The following is a 20,762-nucleotide window of genomic DNA, read 5'->3' as shown; positions in this document are numbered from 1 at the left end:
AGACCCGTTCCAGCAGCCCCGCACGTGCGCGCCGGGCCGGGGCGCTGTCAGCCGCGGGTGTCCAGCAGCTGCTCGACGGCATCCAGGTCGAAGACCGGGATGCCGGTGGCCTCCCGCACCTGGCGGCGTTCGCTGAAGGCGTCGTCGATGAAGATCGCCGGCAGGTCGCTGGCGATGGCGGCACTTTTCGCCGAGCCGTCGCGCAGGTGCACGATCCGCGCGAACAGCGCCGGGCACAGCCGGTGCTGTTCCAGGGTCTGGCGCGGGCAGCCGCGGTGGCGGGTCAGCAGCACCACCTCGATGTCCGCCGCGCTCCACTGGTAGAGCAGGGCGGCGATGAGCGGGTTGACCCTGCCGTCGAGGATCAGGGTGTCGTCCAGGTCCAGGTAGACCCGGCGGTAATGCAGCCCGGTGCGGTAGCGGTTGCCGAGCGCGCGGTCGAGCTGGACCGCATGGTCCAGCGGCAGCACCGAGAACGGGCGGTCCAGGTACGCATAGACATGGAGCAGGGCGAAGTTGACGCCGCGCATCCGCGACAGCGCCATGGAACCGGCGATCCGCGGCGCGACCTCGAGCAGCCTGGGCACGCCGTGGACGTCGCGGCGCGCCTGGAAGAACCAGGCCCCGCGCAGCCGCAGCTCTCCGGCGATCGCCGCGGCCATCGCGACCAGGGCCGGCTCGGCGGCCGGTTCGGTGCGCACGCTGATGCCGTTGCGGGTGCGGGCCCGGCGCCGCGGCGCGGCATGCAGCAGGCGGCCGTCGGCGGCCGACAGGCAGTCCACGGTGTATTCCTCGCCGGGCAGGTATTCGCTGAACACGTAGGGTTCGCCGGCCTCCAGCAGCTGGCGGTGGCGGTGCGCGTCGTCGACGCGTTCGGCGCCGCGGCTGCCCTGGCCGATGGCCGGCTTGGCGAACAGCGGATAGTCGCCGCCCACCGTGCCTGCGTCCGCCGGCACGATGCCCAGTGGGCGCAGGCGTGCGTAGGTCGCGCGTTTGTCCCGGCACAGCATCGCCAGGGCGGCGTCCGGCACCGCGGCGGCAGCGCGCAGCCGCCCGCGCTGCGCGGCCAGCAGCGGAATCACGCCGTCGTGCGCCGGCACCACCAGGTCGATGTCCCACGCGTCGATCAGGGCGTTGAGTTCGGCGACGAGATCGCCGGAACCGGTATCGGCCGCGATGCGCCGGTAGCGTCGGTAGACGAACTCGCCGTGATCGTCCACCGACGATGCCCCGTGCAGGACGATGTCCTTGGCCTGGCGCAGGGCGGCATGGATCTCCAGCCCGATCTCCGAACCGCAGGGGAACACCAGCACATGGATGCGTGCGGCCATCTCAGCCGATGCCCGCCACGGCACGCTCGAACTGGGCCAGTGCGCGTTGCGAGTAGGCATCGGCGTCCCACGCCGCGGCCACGTGCGGGTGCTCCAGCCAGGCGCCCATGCCCTCGGCCAGTCCTTCGGTCGAGTCGGGTACCAGTGCGCCGCAGCCCCCGCCCAGTACGCTGCGCGGGCCGGGAATGTCGGTGGACAGCACCGGGCGGCCGAGCGTCAGTGCCTCGAGCAGGACGATGCCCTGGCCTTCGTAGTGCGAGGACAGCACGAACAGGTCGAGCGCGCGCATTACCGGGTAGGGGTTGGCCAGCGCACCGGTGAGCAGCACGTCGTGCTCCAGTCCCAACTCGGCGATGCGCTGCTGCAGCAGCGGCCGTTCCGGGCCCTCGCCGACGATCACCAGGCGCACCCGCGGGTGGCGGCGGCGCACCTGCGCGAATGCGTCCAGCAACCGGCGATGGCCTTTCTCCGGTGACAGCCGGCCCACCGTGCCGAGCAGCACATGGCCGTCACGCCAGTCGGCGAACCCGGCCGGGAGCGGCTCGCGCGCATGGCGCCGGATGAAACCGGGATCGATGCAGTTGTCGACGCTGTGGAAGCGCTCGGCCTGCTGGCCCGGCACCGGGCCAAAGCGGCGCCGGTTGACCGCATCCAGGCTGTCGGACACCGATATCAGCGCGTCGCACAGCGGGTACTGCTCGAACACCTTGGCCAGCTGCGGGTGACGGCTGCGGTATTCCTGTTCCATGTCGTTGTGCAGGTACGCCACGCAGCGGGTTCCCGGCGGCCGGCCACGCGCGAACAAGGCGGTCCAGAACGCGGCATAGCCGGAAAAATCCACCACCACGTCGAAATCGGCGTTGCCGAACTGGCGCGCGTACTCGCGGACGTAGTAGGTCTGCAGCAATGCCATCTGCCGCGGGTTGAGCACTTCGCGGCTGCCCTGGCGGGCACTGAGCCACGCCTGCTCGCGGTTGGCCACCGGGAAGCTGATGCGCCCCCAGCGCGCCACGTGCGCGGGCAGCTCGGCGAAGCGTTCCATGCGCTGCGGGTAGCTTTCCAGCGTCCAGGGGTCGACGATCACCGTCAACGCCATCTTCGACGGATCGATCGCCCCGGCCAGGCGGTTGAACGAGGCGGTCACCCCGTTGGGGCTGAAGTTGCCGACCTGGAACAACAGGGTGCGCTTGCTCCGTGGCGGCCTGGCGATCTCATGGCGGGTATCGCCGTCGAAGAAGAAGCGGACGGTCCGCGCCGCCGATCCACCGTCCTCCAGCGGCCAGTAGGCCTGGCGCGCGGCCTCGCGCCGGGCCGCTTCGCCCTGTCCGGGCGTGCGCGTGGCCAGCGCCTGCGACAGCGCCTGCTCGAGCGCGTCGGCGGTGTGGCAGGCCTGCACCGGCAGGGTGTCGATGTCGAAGTACAGCCCGCGCTCGCGGCGGTATTGCTCCAGGTCCGGAACGTACAGCACCACCGGGCGGCCGCTGGGCAGGAAATCGAACAGGATCGAGGAGTAGTCGGTGACCAGGACGTCCACTACCGCCATCAGTTCGGTGATGTCGGTTCCGGCCGGCACCGGCATCGCGCCTTGCGGCAACGGCCCGAGCCTGCGGGCCACCATGTGGTGGCCACTGAACAGCACGGTGGCGCCATGCCCGGCCAGGCGTGCGATCGCGCCGGACACCAGCTCCGCATCCAGCGACGCGCCGTCCAGGCTGCCGCGCCAGGTAGGGGCGTACAGGACGATGCGCGCGTCCGCATCCAGGCCCAGGCGCTGCCTGATCCGGGCACGGGCGTGGGCGTCCGCGCCGAGCATCAGGTCGATCCGCGGCTGGCCGGTGTCGGCGATGCGGCCGCCGATCACCTCGGCGACCTGCATCGACTCGAGCAGTACCTGCCGGGTGAAGGCGTTGGGCATCGCCAGGTGCGTGGCCTGCAGCAGGTTGCGCACGGCGTTCTTGTGGTCGAACAGCGCACCGGGAATATCGGCGCCCAGCTTCTTCAGCGGCGTGCCGTGCCAGGTGTTGAGATAGCGCTGCTGCGGGCGCCGCACGAAGTACGGCATGAAGGTGTTGTTGTTCACCAGCCAGCCGGCGGTGGCCAGGTAACGCGCGTACAGGGGGCTGCCATGGCGGACGAAGACCACGTCCGGCGCAGCGGCCAGGTCCGGCGGAATGACCGCGTGCGGCTTGACCGCCCAGACATGCAGCATGCCGCGCCCGGCCAGGTGCGCGCGCGCCGCGCGGAACACCGCCAGCGGGTTGCAGCTCACCGAATCGCCGTGGAAGCTCTCGTACAGCACCACCTCGTCGCGGACCGGCAGGGTCTCGATGAACTCGGCGTACTCGAGCTTGATGTCGCGCGCGGCCTGGGCCGGGTTGGCGGCGTCCTCGGGAATCAGGTCGAAGTCGCGCCGGAACAGGCGGGTGTCGAGGAACGCCAGGCAGGCTTCGGCATCGCGCCCGGCGCGGTGCAGGACCACGCCCAGGCGGTAGTGCAGGCGCGGGCAGTGGGTGTCATGGCGGGCAGCGGCGGCGTGGTAGGCCGCGGCGGCCTCGGCGTCCAGGCCCAGGCGCTCGCAGGCCTGGCCGAGCTCGACGTGCGCGTGCGCGTCGACCCTGTCGATGCACAGCCGCTCGCTCCACGCCTGGCGCTGCCGTGCCGTATCCGGGTCCGCTGCGGGCAGGGCCCGCGGCTCCTGCGGCAGGCATTGCAGCCATGCCGCGATCGCCGCGCCGGTGTCGCCGCTGGCATGCAGGCATACGCCCTGCCGGTAGCGCCAGTCGCCATCCTCGCGCAGCGCCAGGGCGCGTGCGTAGGCCGCGGCTGCGTCGGCCGGACGCTGCAGGCGCTCCAGCATCCAGCCGTGGCGGTAGTGCCATTCCGGTTGCGATGGCTGCAGCGCGAGCGCGGCGCCGTAGGCCTCCACGGCCGCTTCCCAGCGGTGCAGCATCTCCAGCAGGCGGCCGTGGGCGAAACGCAGTGGCGCATTGTCGGCTTGGCCCGGCTGCTGCAGGCGCTGGCGGTAGGCACACTCGGCGCCGGCCCAGTCCTTCTCCCGCTCATGCCACAGGCCGATGCCCAGTACCGCCGCATCTGCATCCGCAGCGATGGCGCGGGCGTAGCAGGCCTCGGCGGCCTGGGGGTGCCCGCGCCGTTCTTCCACGCGGCCGAGCCGGTAATGGGTATCGGTGTTACGTTGGTCCAGCGCCAGTGCCCGGGCATAGGCGCTGGCGGCATCGTCCAGCCAGCCCAGGCGCTCGCAGGCCACGCCCAGCTCATGGAACCAGTCGGCGCGGTCGTCCTGCAGGGTGGTGGCGGTGCGCAGCGCGGTCACCACCCGCCGCCAGCCATTGCGCCGGGCCACGATCGAGCCGAGCAGCGCGTGGTGCGCGGCGACCCCGGGCTGCAGGTCGCAGGCGCGCACCGCGAACATGTCGGCCACGTCCCACAACTGCATCCGCGCCAGGTTGGCGGCGATGCGGGCGAACACCGTGCCCGGTGCGTCCAGTGCCTCGAGCAGCGCCAGCGTGCGCAGGTTGAAACGGGTCTTGGCGGCCACCTCCAGGCGTTCGCCGGGGGCCAGGCAGGTCTGCAGGCCCTGCGCGCGCCCGACGCGGGCGTAGTGCGCCACCGGGTCGCGGCGATGGTCGCCCTCCAGGTGCATGGCCTGGTACCACCACAGGTCGAACGTGGCCGACGGGTTGCGGTACTCGCGCCAGCCGTGGTCGCGGAAATGGTTCCACGCGCCGTCGTCGGCACCGGCAACATCCGGGTTGCCGGCGCGGTAGAAGTCCGCGTCGAACCATGCCGGCACGGCCGGCTGCTGGGCAGCGCCGGCCCCGGCGGCGGCCAGGACCGGGGACGGGATGGCGGTGGTGTCGTTCATCGGGATGCGGCCACTCACTGCATCGAGCGGATGCTGGCCTTGAGGGCGGAGCTGGAGATGTTCTCGGTACGCGGCAGGTAGCGGACCTGGCAGTAGCGCGACAGCTCGTCGAAATGGCCGCGCCAGTCCGAGCCCATCACCAGGACGTCGGCGCCGAGCCGGCGGATGTCGCCGGCCTTCTGCTCCCAGCTGTCCTCCGGAAACACGTCGTCGACGTAGCGGATGGCGCGCAGCACCGCCTCGCGGTCGGAATAGCTCTGCGTCGCGCGCTTGTCCTTGATCGCATTGAAGCTGTCCGAGGACAGGCCCACGACCAGCGAACTGCCCAGTGCCCGCGCGCGCCGCAGCAGGTTGACATGACCGATATGCAGCAGGTCGAAGGTGCCGTAGGTCAGGACGATGGTCATGCCGGATTCCGTGCGAACGTTGATGGGCCGGGGCATGCAAGGCGCATGCCGGCGTCCGCCGCAGGGGGTCAGCGGGTGATCCGGACCGCCACCTGGACCCATTCCGATTTCCACAGGTATTCGAAGTCGCGGTCGTACCGCTGGCACCAGTCGAGCAGGGCGCGGTGCTCGTCGTCGCGGAAGTCGTCCCCGGCCTGCATGAAGTACTCGTCGAACAGGATCACCGTGCCCGGCGCGATCCGCGCGTCCAGGCCGGCCAGCGCTTCCAGCGTGGAGCTGTACAGGTCGGCATCGGCATGGATCAGCGCCAGCGGGGCGTCCAGCCGTGCGGCCACGCCGTCGACGGTGTCGCTGAACCAGCCCGGCACCACCTCGACATTGGCGGCCTCGAACACCGGGATGTCCTCCGGCGCCAGCGCGAAGGCGCCTTTGCGCCACGCGCCCATCCAGTCCTCGGGCAGCCCCTCGAAGCTGTCCAGCAGGTACAGCGTGCGCCCGGGCGGCATGCGCGCATGCAGGAAGCGCGCGCATTGGCCCTTGAACACGCCCAGTTGCAGGAAATCGCCCGGCAGGCGCACGTCGCGTATCGCCTCGTCCAGCGCGGTGAACTTGTAGCTGTACCAGCGGTCCTCGTCCGGACCGAAGCAGCGGGTGGGCAGCTCGGGCACGCCGGGCAGGCGCGTGCGCACGCGCAGGAAGCGCTCGGCCAGGCGGGGATCGACGGTCATCGGCGGCTCCACTCAGGACCGGTTCGAGGCGCGCAGCGCGTCGAGCTGGGCGGGGTCGACGTCCACCCCGCACAGCAGCTGGTTGAGCAGGGTCACCTGCAGCCCCAGCGACGCCGGCGCGACGTCCGGGTGGTCGCTGATGGCCGGGTTCTGCACGTCGATGAAGGCGATGTTCCGGCCTTCCGCCGAGGCCATGGCGATATCGCGGATGTAGGGCAGCTGCGGCGACTGGCTGGAGTAGATCAGCAGCCGGCGGGCAGGCGGGCAGGCCGTGGCCAGGGCGGCGCTGAACAGCTCGCGCTTGTCGCGCGGGAACACGCCGCAGGTGAAATGCGAGTCGCGATAGCGGCGCACGTAGTAATCGTCGGACAGGATCGGCTCCACGCAGACCGCGTTCAACCCCGTGCGCAGCGAATGCAGCAGGGCGCCGGAGCCGCCCTTGGAGGCGCCGTACAGGACCGTGTGCCGCGGCTCGATGTCCAGCTCGGCCATCACCCGGGTGATCAGTGCGGACACGCGGGCCTCGTTGTCCGGCTGCGCCAGCGTATCGGTGTAGAACGCGCCGACCACGCCGCCCAGGTCGGCGATGCGCAGGATCGCCGTATCCCACGGCATGTACTTCGGCGCCTGGCTCAGGTTCCGTGCGAGGTAGCGCGCCGAGAACCCGGCTTCGTACATCTGGTCGACCGGCGGGATGCTGGAAAAGACCACCAGCAGGCGCCGTGCCGGGGCATGCGCCGGTTTCTCCAGCAGGTAGCAGACGCCGTCGTGCTCGCGCAGGCCGAAATGGGTATGCCGGGCCCAGAACCGGGGCGCCGCCTTGGCCTGCACGAACGAGGTCACCGCGCCGTCGTCGTTGCGGAACTTGTAGACCAGGAAGCCCTGGCCGACCAGGTGCAGCAGCAGCGCCTTCAGTTGCGGGTCCCTGCGCGACAGGTGGATCAGGTTGCTGTCGCCGGGGTGCCGCAGGTGCACGAACCGGGTCTCGGCCAGGTCGGCATGGGCCGCGTCGTCGGCATCAAGGTCCATGGCAAGCGCCATTGTTCGGTATCTCCTGCGATCGTATGGGGCGTACGCCTCCCGCCCTTGTCCGGTACGGGCCAAGGGCGCCGATCGATGTCCTGCAAGCGGCGTGCCCGGCGGCGGGAGGCGGCTCCCGCGGCGCGGGGGTCACGGGGTTTCGTTCTGCTCGCGGTCGATCCCGTACTTGCGCAGCTTCTCCACCAGGGTGGTGCGGCGCAGGCCGAGCAGCTGCGCGGCGTGGGCGACCACGCCCTGGGTGCGTTCGAGTGCCTCGTTGATCAGCTTCAGCTCGATGCCGGCCATGTGGTCGCGCAGGTCCAGGCCGTCGTCGGGCAACCGCGCCGGCGCCGGGGCGCCCGCGGCGGCGGCCGGGGCGGGCGCCGCCGCGCTGGCCGACAGGCTGGCCAGCGGCCGCTCGTCATCCAGCGCCACCGGCGGCGGTGCCGCCTCGCTGCGGTAGCGCGCGGGCAGGTCCTGCACCCGCACCAGCCCGCCCGGGTGCAGCACCGCCAGGCGTTCGACCAGGTTGGTCAGTTCGCGCACGTTGCCCGGCCAGCGATAGGCGGCCAGCGCCTGCAGCGCTTCGGCGGCGAAGCGGACCTCGCCACGGCCGGTACGCGCCAGCTGCGCGGCGATGGTCTCCACCAGCGCCGGGATGTCGCTGATGCGTTCGCGCAGCGCCGGCACGTCGATCGGGAACACATTGAGGCGGTAGAACAGGTCCTCGCGGAACTTGCCCTCGGCGATGCGGGTTTCCAGGTTGCGGTGGGTGGCGGCGATCACCCGCACGTTGCAGCGGATGGTCTGGTTGCCGCCGACGCGCTCGAAGCTGCGTTCCTGCAGCACGCGCAGCAGCTTGACCTGCATCGGCAGGCTCATGTCGCCGATCTCGTCCAGCAGCAGGGTGCCGCCCTCGGCCATCTCGAAACGGCCCTTGCGCGCGCTCAACGCACCGGTGAAGGCGCCCTTCTCGTGGCCGAACAGCTCGCTCTCCAGCAGGTCCGGCGGGATCGCGCCGCAGTTGATGGCCACGAACGGGCCGTCGCGGCGCGGCGAGCGCTGGTGGATGGCGCGCGAGACCACTTCCTTGCCGGTGCCCGATTCGCCCAGCACCAGCACCGTGGTGTCGAACCCGGCGACCTGTTCGATCAACTGGCGCAGCTCGGTCACCGCCGGGCTGGTGCCGGTGGGGCCGGTGTCCTCGCCGCCGCCGGAATGGTGCTCGGCGTCCAGCCGCTTGAGGCTGGCGCGGCGCAGCAGTGCTTCCATCTGCGCGTGGCGCATGGGCTGTTCCAGCGGCCAGACATTGGCCTCGTGCAGGCCGTAATGGCGTGCGAACGCCAGCGGGTCGCTCTCGGCCAGCAGCACCGGTGGCATGCCGGTGCCGGCCAGCCAGTTGAAGAACGGTGCGGCCCGCGCCGGATCCTCGATGGTGCCCACCACCAGCGCCATCCAGTCGTTGACCCGGTGGCGGCTGGTGTCGATGTCGCCCACGTCGGTGACCCAGCGCGGGTTGAGGTCCATGAACTCCAGCAGCGCCACCGTGCGCTCGGCACGGACGCCCTCGCTGTCGATCACGAGGATGCGCGATTCACTCATGGCCCTGTTCCTGCCTGACGCGTTCCAGGATCGGCATGACCTCCTGGATGTAGGACAGCTTGCTGACGAAATTGTCGGCGCCGGCGCGCTGGGCGTGCTCGCGGTGCTCGGCGTCGTCGAAATGGCTGGCGATCACGATGTAGGGCGGCTCGTCCTGGGTCTTGATCAGGCGCGTGGCCTGCAGCCCGCCCATCTCCGGCATCGCCAGGTCCATCAGCACTACCTGCGGGCGCAACGCCTCGGAGCGCTCGATGGCCTCCAGCCCGTTGGCGGCGCTGCCGACGACCTGCAGCCAGTCGACCTTCCGGAAATGGCGCATGGCCGCGTTGATGAAGCCTTCATGGTCGTCGACCAGCAGAACGGTGAGCTTGCTCATGGAATTCCTCGGATCAGCCTGCGCGGGCCAGCAACGGACGCGCATTGTGCCGCTTCCGCTCGCGCGCCGGGGCGATGTCCAGCTGTTCGCGGTACTTGGCCACGGTGCGGCGGGCGATGTTGACCCCCTGCCGCGACAGCAGCTCGGCGATGGCCTCGTCGGCAAGCGGGCGCGCCGGCGGCTCGGATTCGATCAGCCGCCGCACCATCGCCTTGACCGCCTGCCCGGAGATGCTGGCGCCGTCCAGGCGCACGGCGAAGAAGTGCTTCAGCTCGAAGGTGCCGCGCGGGGTCTGCATGAACTTGCCGGAGGTGATGCGCGAGACGGTGGACTCGTGCATGCCGATGGCATCGGCCACTTCCTTCAGGGTCAGCGGCGCCATGGCTTCCTCGCCCTCGGCCAGGAACGCGGCCTGGCGTTCGACGATGACCCGCGCGGTGCGCAGCAGGGTGTCGTAGCGCATGGACAGGCCGCGGGTGAACCAGCGCGCCTCCTGCAGCATCTCGCGCATCGGCTGGGTGGCGCTGCCTTCGCTGGCGCCCAGGGCGCGCTCGTAGGCCGGGTTGAGGCTCACGCGCGGCGTGGTGGCCGGGTTCAGCGCCACCCGCCACTGGCCGTCGGCGCGCCAGGCCACCACTTCCGGGATGACCGCCGCGTCGGCCTGCGCCTGCAGCGTGTCGCCGGGGCGCGGCTGCAGCGACAGGACCAGCCGGAACGCCTCGAGCACGTCGGCCTGTTCGGCATCGAGCTGGCCGGCGATGGCGGCGTAGTCGTGGCTGGCGAGCAGTTGCAGGTCCTCGCCCAGCAGCCGTGCCGCCAGGTGCCGGGCGGGCACCGTGCCGGGCAGGGCGGCCAGCTGCGCCTGCAGGCATTCGCGCAGGTCGCGCGCGGCCATGCCGGCCGGCTCGCCCTGCTGCAGGCGCTGGCGGATGCGCTCCACGTGCGCGCCGTCGCGGTCGAAGCGGGCGCTGGCCAGCAGGGTCAGCTGCGGCAGCGGCGCCTGCAGGTAGCCGGCGTCGTCGCAATGCTCCAGCCAGAACGCGGCGATCGCCAGGTCGCCCTCGTCCAGGTCCAGCGACAGCGCCTGCAGGATGCGCAGGTGCGGGTCGCTGGACTCGCCCATCGCCAGGCGCGCGGTACGGTCCTCGTCGGCGTCGTTCCAGCTGGCGCCGGCCACGTCCCACATCGAGCTCTCCGGCAGTTCGTCGAACGCCGCGGTCTCCAGCTGCGGGTCGCCGTCGGCGGCGGCTTCGGCCACGCCGGGGGCGGCGTCCTCCTCGATCTCCAGCAGCGGGTTGTTCTCCAGCACCTGGCGGATCTCCTGCTCCAGCTGCAGGCCATTGAGCTGCAGCAGGCGGATGGACTGCAGCAGGGCGGGCGTGAGGTGGAGCTGCTGCCCGAGCTGGGTGGCGAGCGTGGCTTTCATGTCGTCTGATCCCCGTGGCCGCCATGTGAAGCGACCGTGATGGAACACATCTTGCGTAGGGGGTGTCAGGGAATGAATAGGAGAAAACCCGGTGCTTCCAGGGACTTTCCCTACGGGGTGTAGGGGATTCCCTTACTTTCCGTCATGAAACCGTCGCGACTGCAGGGCCTGGGATTTGCTTATCAAGGACTTACGGATTTCTGACGCGGCACGCGACGGATTCCCGAATCTGTGACGCGATTCCAACGCTGACCCGGCGGCAACGGCTCAGGCGAGTTCCTGCTGGTGGCGTACCGCCAGCAGCAGCAGGTCGTTTGCGCGACGGCAGCCCAGGGCCTCCATCATGCGCGCGCGGTGGGTCTCGACCGTCTTCACGCTGATCCCGAGCTCGGCGGCGATTTCCTTGGTGGTGCGGCCATTGCCAAGCTGGCGCAGGATCTGCCGCTGGCGTGGCGACAGTGCGGCGATGCCGGTGGGGCGTTCGCGCCCGAGCATCGGTGCGAGCATCCGCGTGGAAATCTGCGGGCTCAGGAACACCTGCCCGGAATGAGCCGCGCGCAGGGCGACCTCCAGCTCCTGCGGGGCGGCGTCCTTGACCACGAACCCGACCGCGCCGCGGTCCAGCGCATCGCGCACGTGCGCGGTGTCGTCGTGCATCGACATCATCACCACGCGCGCCTGCGGCACCCGGCGGCGGATGTCGGACAGGGCTTCGAGGCCGCTGCGGCCGGGCAGGGAAAGGTCCATCAGCACCACCTCGGGGTGATGCTGCACGGCCAGTTCCAGCGCCTGGTCGGCGTTGCTGGCTTCGCCGACCACGAGCACCCCGCCGAACGTCTGCAGCAGGCGGCACAGGCCGGCACGCACCAGCGTATGGTCATCGACGATCAGGACACGCACGGGCACGGGCATCGCTTGGGGATGGCCGCACCTTAGCCGAGCGCGCGCGCGCGCGCCAAGCGGCAAAGGTCATGAACGGGCGGATTCAACGCGTGCGCCGGCTGTCGGCGATCTGGCGCCGGTGCAGGCGGAACAGGTGGCGTTCCAGCGCGGTGTCCAGCGCGTCGCCGGTACTCTGCAGGCGCAGCCACAGGTACAGGCCGCCGTTGCCCGAGGCGGCTTCGCCCAGCACCTGTACCGGCAGCTCGATATGGTCGGGCAGCCAGTCGGCCGGCTGCAGGCGCACGATGCCGGCGCTGCCCTGGACCGCGCCGGTGCGCTGGCCCAGTTCGAGCCGCAGGCCCCGGCGCGACCAGCGCACCGGGCGCAGCGGCAGCGCCTGGGTGGATTGCCGCAGCAGGCGCCCCAGCAGCACCAGGGCCAGGTCCATGCGCGCTTCCAGCCGCGCCAGCTGCTGGCTGCCTTCGGCACCGCGCTCGTCGGAGTCGTCGGTGCCGCGCGAGTCCTCCACCAGCGCCACGCTGCGCAACAGCATCTCCGCCGCGCCGGCGCGGATCGCACCGCTGCCGGGTTCGAACACCGCCGGCAGCGAGACATCGCAGGTCAGCGTGTCCTCGAACAGCTCGACCTCGGCCGGGTGGTGCACGATGCTGGCGCCGGGCGCGTTCATGCCAGCGATTCGGCCTGCTGGTAGGCGTGCGCGGCGCGTACCGACTGGCGTCCGGCGCGCAGCCGCGCGGCGGCGATGTCGCGGCGGACCAGCATGTCGGCCATCAGCGACTGCTGCAGCGCCAGCAGGTTGCGCAGGCCGTTGGCCGCGGACTGGGCGCCGCAGGCCTCCACGAACTCGCGCAGGCGGCGGTCATGGCCGGTGACGATGCGCTCGGCCTGGGCGTGGTCTTCCTGCTCCACCGCCACGCGCAGCGCTTCCAGGTCGTCGTGCAGGGCCTTCAGGGTGTGATCGGGGTCCATCATGGTCCTCAGGCTCCGGTGGCGGCGGGACGCTGGCGCTGGTCGGGCGGGATCGCGTTCCAGGCCGATTCGATCTCGCCCATGAGCGACAGCGACTCCTGCAGCGCCACCACGTCGTTGTTGAGGTTGGCTTCGGTCAGGCGCTGGATGACGTAGTCGTACAGCGCCGAGAGGTTGCCGGCGATCTCGCCGCCCGCCTCGTGGTCGAGCGAGCCGTTGAGGTGGCCGATGATGGCGCAGGCTTCGCCGATGGCCTTGCCCTTCATCGCCTGGTCGCCCTGGGCAAGAAACGCCTCGGCGCGACGGATGCGTTCGCCGGCCCCTTCGAACAGCAGGGCCACCAGCTTGTGCGGATCGGCATCCACAACCTTGGTGGACACGCCGACCTTGCGGTACTGCTCGGCGTAGTTGCGGCTGGAACCGTACATGGTGAGAGTCTCCTGGGACCTGTCCGGCGCGCGGTCCGGGCGGCGTCGGCAATGATGGGGTGGTATCCGTGTATCGGCCGTCATGGCCGTTTACTTGAATGACGGACGATTATTTCTGCAGCGCAGCAAGCTGCTGGGCCAGGTAGTTGCTGGTGCCCTGCATCTGCGCCACCAGCGAGTCCATGGCGGTGAACTGCCGGGTGTAGCGCGCCGACACCTTCTCCATGCGTGCGTCGAGGTCGTCCAGGTCCTTTTCCAGCTTCTTGATCTGCTTGTTGAGCGCGTCGGTACGCAGGGTCAAGGTGCCGCTGCCGGTGTCCAGGTTGCTCTTGAGCAGCTTGGACAGGCCATCGGACAGGGTGCCGTCCTTGCCCAGCAGGCGCGTGGCCGCGTTCGGGTTCTCGGCCAGGGTCTTGTCGAAGGTGCTGGCATTCAGCGCCAGGGTGCCGTCGGTGTTGATGGTCAGCCCCAGCGCCTTCATGTCCACGACGTTGGCGCTGAGCTGGCCGCGCAGCTGCTGCTGCAGGCCGCGCACCAGCGAGTCGCCGGTCAGGGTCGATGCGCGCTTGTTGGTGGCGTCGTAGGCGCTGGAGTTCTTGAGCAGGTTGACCGAGGCGTTGTAGGCGCTGACGAAGGCCTGCAGGTTGATCTTCAGCGGTGCGTTGTCCTGGCTGACGGTCAGGGTCTTGGTGGTGCCTTCCTCGGCCTTGTTCAGGTTGAGGGTGATGCCGGGGATCAGGTCGCTGATGCTGTTGCTGCTGGACTCGCGTTCGAAGCCGTCCACCCGTACCCGGGCATTGGTGGCGGCCACGGTCTGGGCGAGGCCGCCGCTGGTGCCGTTCCAGGTCAGGGCGGAAAGCCCGCCGTTGCCGCCGCTGGTCGAGACGGTCAAGGCGCCCTTGGTGCCTGCGTCCACGGCATTGAGCACCAGGTGCTGGCCGTCGCTGGCGGTGATGACGGTGGCGTTGACGCCCTTGCCGTTGGCGCTCTTGTTGATGGCCGCGGCGATGTCGGCCAGGGTGCTGTCGGGCTTGATCTCGACATCGATCGATTTGTCGTCCCAGGCGATCTTCAGGGTCCCGTCACCGACCGCCGCATCGGCGGCGAACGCCCCGGAACTGAGCTTCTGCGGTTGCGCCAGGCTCAGCACTTCGACGTTGTAGGTGCCGGCCACCGCCAGGGTCTTGCCGGTGGTGGCATCGGTCACCACGGTCGCGCCGAAGCCGCTGCCCTCCGGCACCGAAGTCTTGTAGGCCTGGTTGCTGGCGCCCTTGATCAGCGCGTCCAACGCCGACTGCATGCTGCTCAGCGAGCTCTTGATGCTGCCCAGCGCCGAAAGTTTGGCGGTGACCGTCGATCCCTGGGTATTGATGCGGTCGGCGGCCGGCTTGCGCTCGTTGGCGACCAGCTGCGAGACGAGGGTGGGGATGTCCAGGCCGGAGCCGACGACGGAGAGGGAAGACGAGGCCATCTGGATTCCTTTTGCGCAAATGGACACCCTTGCAGGCATCCCGGATATCGGCACGTCCCGGGGCTTCTTTAGCCCCCGGACGGCTTTGGGTCCCGCCTTGGCTGCAAGTCCCGTGCCGGGAGCGCGCCGGTGGCCCACCGGCGGACCGGGCGGCGGCGCTCGCGGCCGCAAATGGATGAAGCCCCCGCCATTGCTGGCGGGGGCTTCGGGTCATGGCCTGGTCGGGCTGACCCCGACGGATCAGCGCAGCAGGCTGAGCACGTTCTGGGTCGAGCTGTTGGCCTGGCTCAGCATCGCGGTACCGGCCTGCTGCAGGATCTGCGTGCGGGTCATCTCGGCCGTTTCCTTGGCGTAGTCGGCGTCGCGGATGCGGCTGCGCGAAGCGGACAGGTTTTCCGAGGTGGTGGCCAGGTTGGCGATGGTGGAGCTGAAACGGTTCTGGATCGCACCCATGTCGGCGCGCGAGCTGTTGACCGCGGTCAGCGCCTTGTCCACCACTTCCAGGGCGCGCTGGGCGCCGACGAAGGAGGAGATGTCCATCTTGCCGGCGACCGTTTCCTGGGCCGGGGCGGTCACCGCGGCGGCGGTCTGGGCGGTGAAGGCGGTCGCACCCGCGGTCATGCCGGTGGCCTGGCCGGTGACGGCGTCGGTGATGGTGCCGAAGGTGAAGCCGGTGGTGTACTGGTTGCCCTTGACCGCCTGCAGCTTGACCGCGCCGGCGCTGTCCAGGGTGGCGTAGACGCCGGTCTGGTCCATCTTGTCGTTGATGGCGGTGGCGACCTTCTGGTTGATGGTCTTCACGCTGTCGCCGGCGTTGAACTTGACGTCGTCGATGTTGATCGTCTGCGCCGAGGTCGCGCCGACCTGCTGCACGCTGATCTTGACGCCCGAGATCTTGCCGGCGGCGGCGGCCACGCCCGAGGCGGTCGCGGCAACCACGTTGACGGCGGTGGTGTCGGAGGCAAAGTTCATCTTGCCCAGGTTGGCGGTGCGCGAATCGACGATGTTGTTGATGCCGATGGTCTGGCCGGCGTCGGCGCCGACCTGGAACAGCGCGCCGGTGAAGCTGCCGTCCAGCAGCTTGGTGCCGTTGAAGCTGGTCTGGTTGGCGACGCGGTCGATTTCCTTCAGCAGCTGGTTGACTTCGGCGTTCAGCGCGTCGCGGTCGGTGCCGGAGTTGGTGGCGTTGGCCGACTGCACGGCCAGTTCGCGGATACGCTGCAGGTTGTTGCCGATCTCGACCATCGCGCCTTCGGCGGTCTGCGCCAGCGAGATGCCGTCGTTGGCGTTGCGGGTGGCAACGTCCAGGCCGCGGATCTGGGTGGTGAAGCGCTCGGAAATCGCCAGGCCGGCGGCGTCATCCTTGGCGCTGTTGATGCGCATGCCCGAGGACAGGCGCTGGATGCTGGTCGCCAGGCTGGTGGCGCTGGTGTTCAGGTTGCGCTGGGCGTTCAGCGACATGATGTTGGTGTTGATGACTTGTGCCATGATTCGGATTCCTTTTTGGCGTTTGATCCGGCAGCTCAACCTGACCGGTACTGAGTGCAGTGGAGTGGCGTAGGGCGCCGCAGTACCGCTGCTGATACCAATAACGGCAGCATCCCCGGCAGCTTTAGGGCTTGCCAGAAAACGGATCGCACGATCCGGGGGTGCTTCCGGATGCGGGCGTCATACGGAAACGGCGCTGGAACCCTGGGTTCCAGCGCCGTTGTTTTTTCCATAGCCGGTCCGGGCGGCCACCCCGGCAGGGACGCGCGCCCCCGGAACGACAGAGCCCCGGACATGCCGGGGCTCTGGTTCCTGCCGGTGCCGGTACCCGCTTACTTGAGCAGGTTGAGCACGTTCTGCGGGACCTGGTTGGCCTGGGCCAGCATCGCGGTGCCGGCCTGCTGCAGGATCTGCGTGCGGGTCATCTCGGCCGTTTCCTTGGCGTAGTCGGCATCGCGGATGCGGCTGCGCGAAGCGGACAGGTTTTCCGAGGTGGTGGACAGGTTGGCGATGGTGGAGGTGAAGCGGTTCTGGATGGCGCCCATCTCGGCGCGCGAGCCGCTCACCGCGGTCAGCGACTTGTCCACGATTTCGAGAGCGCGCTGGGCGCCGGCGAAATTGGAGATGTCCAGGTTCTCCAGGTGGTTGATGCCGCCGCCGGCGGCAGCGGTGCCGGCCGCGGCCAGCGAGGCCGGCAGGTCGGCGGCCAGCGACAGGGTGATGCCGGTGCCGCCGCTGAGGGTGCCGTTGCTCACGCCCTCGAAGTCCTGCCCGGCCTTGAGCGAGGTCAGCTTGATGTTGCCGCCGCTGACTTCGGCATACAGGCCGGTCTGGTCGAGCTTGTTGTTGAACGCCTGGGCGATCTTCTTCTGCACGGCCGCGGCATCGTCGCCCACTTCGATCTTGACGTCGTCCAGGGTGATGGTGGTCAGGCCCGCGGCGCCGGCCGGCGCGCCGGCGGCGCGGATCGACACGGCAATGCCCTTGATCGCGCCCGAAGCGGTGGCCGCGGTGCCGCCGACGCCGGCGCCGCTGACGGTGTCGGCGAAGCCGGCACGGCCCAGCTGGTCGATATTGGCATCGACGATGCTGTTCACGGCGATGGTCTGGCCGGCGTCGGCGCCGACCTGGAACAGCGCGCCGGTGAAGCTGCCGTCCAGCAGCTTGGTGCCGTTGAAGCTGGTCTGGTTGGCGACGCGGTCGATCTCGCTCAGCAACTGCTGCACTTCGGCGTTGAGCGCGTCGCGGTCGCTGCTGGAATTGGTGGCGTTGGCCGACTGCACCGCCAGTTCGCGGATGCGCTGCAGGTTGCTGCTGATCTCGACCATCGCGCCTTCGGCGGTCTGCGCCAGCGAGATGCCGTCGTTGGCGTTGCGGGTGGCAACGTCCAGGCCGCGGATCTGGGTGGTGAAGCGCTCGGAAATCGCCAGGCCGGCGGCGTCGTCCTTGGCGCTGTTGATGCGCAGGCCCGAGGACAGACGCTGGATGCTGGTCGCCAGGCTGCTGCCGCTGGTGTTCAGGTTGCGCTGGGCGTTCAGCGACATGATATTGGTGTTGATGACTTGTGCCATGGGACTTCTCCGTTGTGCTCGGGTCTTGCGTGATATGGGAAGGCGGTTTGCGTTTGTCTGGATCAGCGGATCATGTTGAACAGCGACATGGACTGCATTTGCGTGAAGACGGTCTGTGCGGCCTGCAGGGCGGCGCCTTCGAGCTTGTACTGGCCGATGGCCTCGGCGTAGTCGAGGTCACGCAGCTGCGAAAGCGAATCCTTCAGGGTGATGGCATTGGCCTCGCGCAGCGAGGCGGCGTTGTCGATGGCGCTGAGCTGGGCACCACCGGATGCGCGCGAATCGATCATCTTTTCCGAAGCGCGGGCCACGTCGCGCAGGCTCGACTGCAGCAGGTTCTGCTGCGCGGTGCGGCCGGCGAGGGTGGAGGTGTCCATCTGCAGCGCCTGCGACAGGCGGTCGATGGTGGAGAACACATCGCGGTTGCCGGCCTGGCCGACCGTGAACTCGTCGCCGGCGGCCGGCACGCCGCTCATGCGTACGCGCAGGCCCTGGAAGACGATGTCGTCGCCCTCGGCATAGGTGCCGCTGCCGCTCGTGGCGCCGCCGCTGTCGAGGATGTCGTAGGCGCCGGGGCCGGTGAAGCGCACCGTGTAGCTGTCGCCGGTCCATGTCGCGCTGCCGTCGCGGCTGGCGCCGGTCAGCACCGCCTGGCCGGTGTTGCCGGCCGCGGCACTGCCGTCGACGGTGCCGTCGCCGGTACGGATGCGCATGAAGATCTCGCTGCCCGGAAGGGCGTCCTGCACGAAGCTGCCGGGCGCGACCTCGACCTGGCGCTGGGTCTGGTCGCCGTTGTAGAGGATGCTGCCGTTGCTGGCCGAGAACGGGGCGACGCCGTCGGCGGTACCGCCGAACAGGAAGCGGCCGTTGCCGTCGGTGCTGTTGGCCAGCGACAGCAGCGACTCGCGGATCGAGCGCAGCTCGGCCGACACGCTCTTGCGGTCCTCGGCCGACAACGCGGCGTTGTTGGACTGGATGGCCAGGTCGGAGACCCGCTGCAGCAGTTCGCCGGCCTGCGCCAGCGCGTTCTCCTGCAGGCCCAGGCGGTTCTGCACGTTCGCCGCGTTCGAACCCAGCTGGTCCAGTTCGGCCAGGATGCGGTCCATGCCCACGGCGGTGCCGGAGGCGACCGGGTCGTCCTTGGCGGAGACCAGTTTCTGGCCGGTGGCCAGCTGGCGTTCCAGGTGGTTGAGCTTGCTCTGCTTGGAGAGCATCAGGAACACCGACTGGTCGTACATCATGCTGCTGGAGATGCGGTTGTTCATCAGCCCACCGCCCGCAGGATCGACTGGAACATGGTGTCCGCCGTGGAGATCAGCTGCGAGGCGGCCTGGTAGGCCTGCTGCAGGCGGAGCATGTCCGCCGCTTCCTCGTCCAGGTTCACCCCGGAGATCGAATCGCGCGTAGCCTGCGCGTTCTCGTTGATGGCCTGCTGCGCCTGCAGCGAGTAATCGGCCGCACGCGCGGCCGCGCCGATCTGCGTGGTCAGCCCGCCCAGCGCGCCGTTGAGCGTGACGGTACCGCCATTGAACGCCTTGGCATCCTCGACGCCGGCCATGCGCGTGGCGTTGCCGTTGTCGCTGGAGCCGGCCGGGGTGCGCGACACGGTGAAGGTATCGCCGGCGGCGGGCTTGCCGTCGAGGACCAGGCTCCAGCCGTTGGCGGCGATGGTCTGGCCGGGCGTGTAGGGCAGCGGCGGGCCGCCGTTGATGGTGTAGTTGTTGGCATCGATGAAGTCGATGCTGACCGGGTCGAGGAGGGCGCCATTGGCGGCATCGGTGATGTCGAGCTTGCCGGCCACGCCGGTGCCGACGTTGCCGAGGTCGGCCTGGGCACGCACCGGATTGGCGGCGGCGATGCGCGACGGATCGGTGATCGCCACCGCCAGTCCGCCGGGGGCGGCCGCGGTGGGCTGCACCAGGAAGCGGTCGTTCAGCGCCGGGGTGCCGCCGACCACCAGTTCGATGCCGTTGACCACGAACGGGTCGGCGGCGCTGCCGCTGCCGCTCATCGGTACCTGGGCGCCGGTGTCGGTGCGGGTGGCCACCCAGGCGCTGCCATTGAAACGCAGCTGCAGGTTCTGGCCGTCGAGCGCGGCGACGTCGCCATAGCTGGCACTGACGGTGGCGGTGCTGGTGCTGCTGTTGCCGCTGTGCGCGGCGACCTTCGGCGGGGCGAGGCTGAAGAAGTCCACGCCCATGTCGCCGTACAGGTCCATGCCTTCGCGGTGGCTCTCGTTGAACGCCTGCGCCAGGCCCACGGCGATGCGGCCGAGTTCGGCCTGTGCCGGAGTCAGCACGGTGTCGCGGAACTCCAGCAGGCCGCCGATGCTGCCGCCCAGCGCCTTGCCGTCCAGGACGATGGTCTGGCCCTGGGTCTTGAGCGCCAGCTGCAGGCGCTCGGGCTGGTACGGATCGGCCACGGTGGTGACCTGCGAAGCGGTGCCGCCGACCACCAGCGCATGGCCGCCGGCCGAGTACACGTTCATGATGCCGCCATCCTGGATGACGGCGGTGCCACCGGTGTAGCCCACCAGCTGGGTGATCAGCTGGTCGCGGCGATCGAGCAGGTCCGGCGCGACGCCGGTGATGTCGGCACCGATGGCGCTGTTGATCTGTGCGACCTCGCGGGCCAGGCGGTTGATCTCGCCGGTGCCGGCGATCAGGCCGTTGTTGACCTCGTTGCCGAGGGTGTCCAGGTTGCCGTTCAACTGCTTGAAGCGGTTGACCAGGTCGTTGGCGTTGTCGAGCATGCTGCGGCGGTCGGCGGTGCCGGCGGCGTTGGCCGACAGGCCGCTGACCGAATCGAAGAAATTGGACCAGATGCCGTTGAGGTTGGTCGCGCTGTCCGAGAACAGCCCATCCACCCGGTCGGCCAGCCCGGAAAGCTGCTTCAGCCGGGCCAGCTCGCCGCTGCTGTCGAGCAGGCGCGAGATCGCCAGCTGGTCGGCCACGCGGCGGATGTCGGTGATGCGGGTGCCGTTGCCGACGTCGCCATAGCCCATGTCGGTGGGGTTGCGCGTGGCGAAGTCGACCTTCTGCCGGCTGTAGCCGTCGGTCTTGATGTTGGCCACGTTGTGGCTGACGGTCGCCAGCGCCCGCTGGAAGGCGATGAGGGCGCTGCTACCGGTGGAGAGGACGCTGGACATCGGGTTCT

Annotated in this window: 17 protein-coding genes; all 17 read right to left on the bottom strand. The window is 69.7% G+C overall.

The annotated features are described in order from the left end of the window. Positions 1-47: 47 nt before the first annotated feature. A complete protein-coding gene (locus F0P95_RS12155) occupies positions 48-1,331 on the bottom strand; it encodes an ATP-grasp domain-containing protein (protein WP_182334441.1) in 1,284 nt (427 codons plus the stop codon). Position 1,332: 1 nt separating this feature from the next. Next, on the bottom strand, positions 1,333-5,217 hold the full coding sequence (locus tag F0P95_RS12150; RefSeq protein ID WP_182334440.1) for a glycosyltransferase: 3,885 nt from the start codon (positions 5,215-5,217) through the stop codon (positions 1,333-1,335). 14 nt (positions 5,218-5,231) lie between these two features. Then, the gene (locus F0P95_RS12145) at positions 5,232-5,624 is read right to left on the bottom strand and encodes an FAD synthase family protein (protein ID WP_182334439.1); all 393 of its coding nucleotides are present in this window, start codon (positions 5,622-5,624) and stop codon (positions 5,232-5,234) included. Between the two features lie 68 nt (positions 5,625-5,692). After that, positions 5,693-6,352 (bottom strand): TylF/MycF/NovP-related O-methyltransferase, encoded by a 660-nt coding sequence (locus F0P95_RS12140; protein ID WP_182334438.1) that lies wholly within the window; start codon positions 6,350-6,352, stop codon positions 5,693-5,695. A 12-nt stretch (positions 6,353-6,364) separates the two neighbouring features. Next, positions 6,365-7,381, bottom strand: coding sequence for an XcbB/CpsF family capsular polysaccharide biosynthesis protein (locus tag F0P95_RS12135; protein WP_182334437.1), 1,017 nt, complete (start codon positions 7,379-7,381; stop codon positions 6,365-6,367). 141 nt (positions 7,382-7,522) lie between these two features. Next, positions 7,523-8,974 carry a sigma-54 dependent transcriptional regulator gene (locus F0P95_RS12130; RefSeq protein ID WP_182334436.1) on the bottom strand — a complete coding sequence of 484 codons (1,452 nt, stop codon included), beginning with the start codon at positions 8,972-8,974 and terminating at the stop codon, positions 7,523-7,525. Beyond that, positions 8,967-9,350 (bottom strand): response regulator, encoded by a 384-nt coding sequence (locus tag F0P95_RS12125; protein ID WP_182334435.1) that lies wholly within the window; start codon positions 9,348-9,350, stop codon positions 8,967-8,969. Before F0P95_RS12125 ends, F0P95_RS12130 begins: the two co-directional genes overlap by 8 nt. Positions 9,351-9,363: 13 nt before the next feature. After that, a complete protein-coding gene (gene rpoN / locus F0P95_RS12120) occupies positions 9,364-10,776 on the bottom strand; it encodes an RNA polymerase factor sigma-54 (protein WP_182334434.1) in 1,413 nt (470 codons plus the stop codon). A gap of 267 nt (positions 10,777-11,043) precedes the next feature. Continuing rightward, the gene (locus tag F0P95_RS12115) at positions 11,044-11,676 is read right to left on the bottom strand and encodes a response regulator (protein ID WP_054668677.1); all 633 of its coding nucleotides are present in this window, start codon (positions 11,674-11,676) and stop codon (positions 11,044-11,046) included. An 85-nt stretch (positions 11,677-11,761) separates the two neighbouring features. After that, positions 11,762-12,346 (bottom strand): PilZ domain-containing protein, encoded by a 585-nt coding sequence (locus F0P95_RS12110; RefSeq protein ID WP_182334433.1) that lies wholly within the window; start codon positions 12,344-12,346, stop codon positions 11,762-11,764. Next, positions 12,343-12,651: a hypothetical protein gene (locus tag F0P95_RS12105; protein ID WP_182334432.1), complete on the bottom strand. Its 309-nt coding sequence runs from the start codon at positions 12,649-12,651 to the stop codon at positions 12,343-12,345. The genes F0P95_RS12110 and F0P95_RS12105 overlap by 4 nt, the downstream gene beginning before the upstream one ends. Positions 12,652-12,656: 5 nt before the next feature. Further along, positions 12,657-13,076, bottom strand: a complete 420-nt coding sequence (gene fliS, locus F0P95_RS12100; protein WP_182334431.1) for a flagellar export chaperone FliS — start codon at positions 13,074-13,076, stop codon at positions 12,657-12,659. 109 nt (positions 13,077-13,185) lie between these two features. Continuing rightward, positions 13,186-14,547 (bottom strand): flagellar filament capping protein FliD, encoded by a 1,362-nt coding sequence (gene fliD / locus F0P95_RS12095; protein WP_182334430.1) that lies wholly within the window; start codon positions 14,545-14,547, stop codon positions 13,186-13,188. 240 nt (positions 14,548-14,787) lie between these two features. Next, positions 14,788-16,035: a flagellin gene (locus tag F0P95_RS12090; RefSeq protein ID WP_182334429.1), complete on the bottom strand. Its 1,248-nt coding sequence runs from the start codon at positions 16,033-16,035 to the stop codon at positions 14,788-14,790. Between the two features lie 332 nt (positions 16,036-16,367). Continuing rightward, entirely contained in the window at positions 16,368-17,606 is a 1,239-nt protein-coding gene (locus F0P95_RS12085; protein ID WP_182334428.1) for a flagellin, read from the bottom strand. A 62-nt stretch (positions 17,607-17,668) separates the two neighbouring features. Continuing rightward, entirely contained in the window at positions 17,669-18,871 is a 1,203-nt protein-coding gene (gene flgL / locus F0P95_RS12080) for a flagellar hook-associated protein FlgL (protein WP_182334427.1), read from the bottom strand. Further along, a complete protein-coding gene (gene flgK / locus F0P95_RS12075) occupies positions 18,871-20,754 on the bottom strand; it encodes a flagellar hook-associated protein FlgK (RefSeq protein ID WP_182334426.1) in 1,884 nt (627 codons plus the stop codon). Before flgK ends, flgL begins: the two co-directional genes overlap by 1 nt. Positions 20,755-20,762 lie beyond the last annotated feature (8 nt).

The organism is Stenotrophomonas acidaminiphila, assembly GCF_014109845.1.
GTDB lineage: Bacteria > Pseudomonadota > Gammaproteobacteria > Xanthomonadales > Xanthomonadaceae > Stenotrophomonas > Stenotrophomonas acidaminiphila.
The sequence above is the reverse complement of the archived record's forward strand: the minus strand, read 5'-3'. Positions and strand labels throughout refer to the sequence as shown.

Excerpts from the sequence above, each read along its gene's own strand:
- F0P95_RS12105 (WP_182334432.1), bottom strand. The coding sequence starts at position 12,651 with ATGATGGACCCCGATCACACCCTGAAGGCCCTGCACGACGACCTGGAA.
- F0P95_RS12090 (WP_182334429.1), bottom strand. The coding sequence starts at position 16,035 with ATGGCACAAGTCATCAACACCAACATCATGTCGCTGAACGCCCAGCGC.
- F0P95_RS12110 (WP_182334433.1), bottom strand. The coding sequence starts at position 12,346 with ATGAACGCGCCCGGCGCCAGCATCGTGCACCACCCGGCCGAGGTCGAG.
- rpoN (WP_182334434.1), bottom strand. The coding sequence starts at position 10,776 with ATGAAAGCCACGCTCGCCACCCAGCTCGGGCAGCAGCTCCACCTCACG.
- F0P95_RS12140 (WP_182334438.1), bottom strand. The coding sequence starts at position 6,352 with ATGACCGTCGATCCCCGCCTGGCCGAGCGCTTCCTGCGCGTGCGCACG.
- flgL (WP_182334427.1), bottom strand. The coding sequence starts at position 18,871 with ATGAACAACCGCATCTCCAGCAGCATGATGTACGACCAGTCGGTGTTC.
- F0P95_RS12150 (WP_182334440.1), bottom strand. The coding sequence starts at position 5,217 with ATGAACGACACCACCGCCATCCCGTCCCCGGTCCTGGCCGCCGCCGGG.
- fliD (WP_182334430.1), bottom strand. The coding sequence starts at position 14,547 with ATGGCCTCGTCTTCCCTCTCCGTCGTCGGCTCCGGCCTGGACATCCCC.
- F0P95_RS12145 (WP_182334439.1), bottom strand. The coding sequence starts at position 5,624 with ATGACCATCGTCCTGACCTACGGCACCTTCGACCTGCTGCATATCGGT.
- F0P95_RS12155 (WP_182334441.1), bottom strand. The coding sequence starts at position 1,331 with ATGGCCGCACGCATCCATGTGCTGGTGTTCCCCTGCGGTTCGGAGATC.
- flgK (WP_182334426.1), bottom strand. The coding sequence starts at position 20,754 with ATGTCCAGCGTCCTCTCCACCGGTAGCAGCGCCCTCATCGCCTTCCAG.
- F0P95_RS12130 (WP_182334436.1), bottom strand. The coding sequence starts at position 8,974 with ATGAGTGAATCGCGCATCCTCGTGATCGACAGCGAGGGCGTCCGTGCC.
- F0P95_RS12135 (WP_182334437.1), bottom strand. The coding sequence starts at position 7,381 with ATGGACCTTGATGCCGACGACGCGGCCCATGCCGACCTGGCCGAGACC.
- F0P95_RS12125 (WP_182334435.1), bottom strand. The coding sequence starts at position 9,350 with ATGAGCAAGCTCACCGTTCTGCTGGTCGACGACCATGAAGGCTTCATC.
- F0P95_RS12085 (WP_182334428.1), bottom strand. The coding sequence starts at position 17,606 with ATGGCACAAGTCATCAACACCAATATCATGTCGCTGAACGCCCAGCGC.
- fliS (WP_182334431.1), bottom strand. The coding sequence starts at position 13,076 with ATGTACGGTTCCAGCCGCAACTACGCCGAGCAGTACCGCAAGGTCGGC.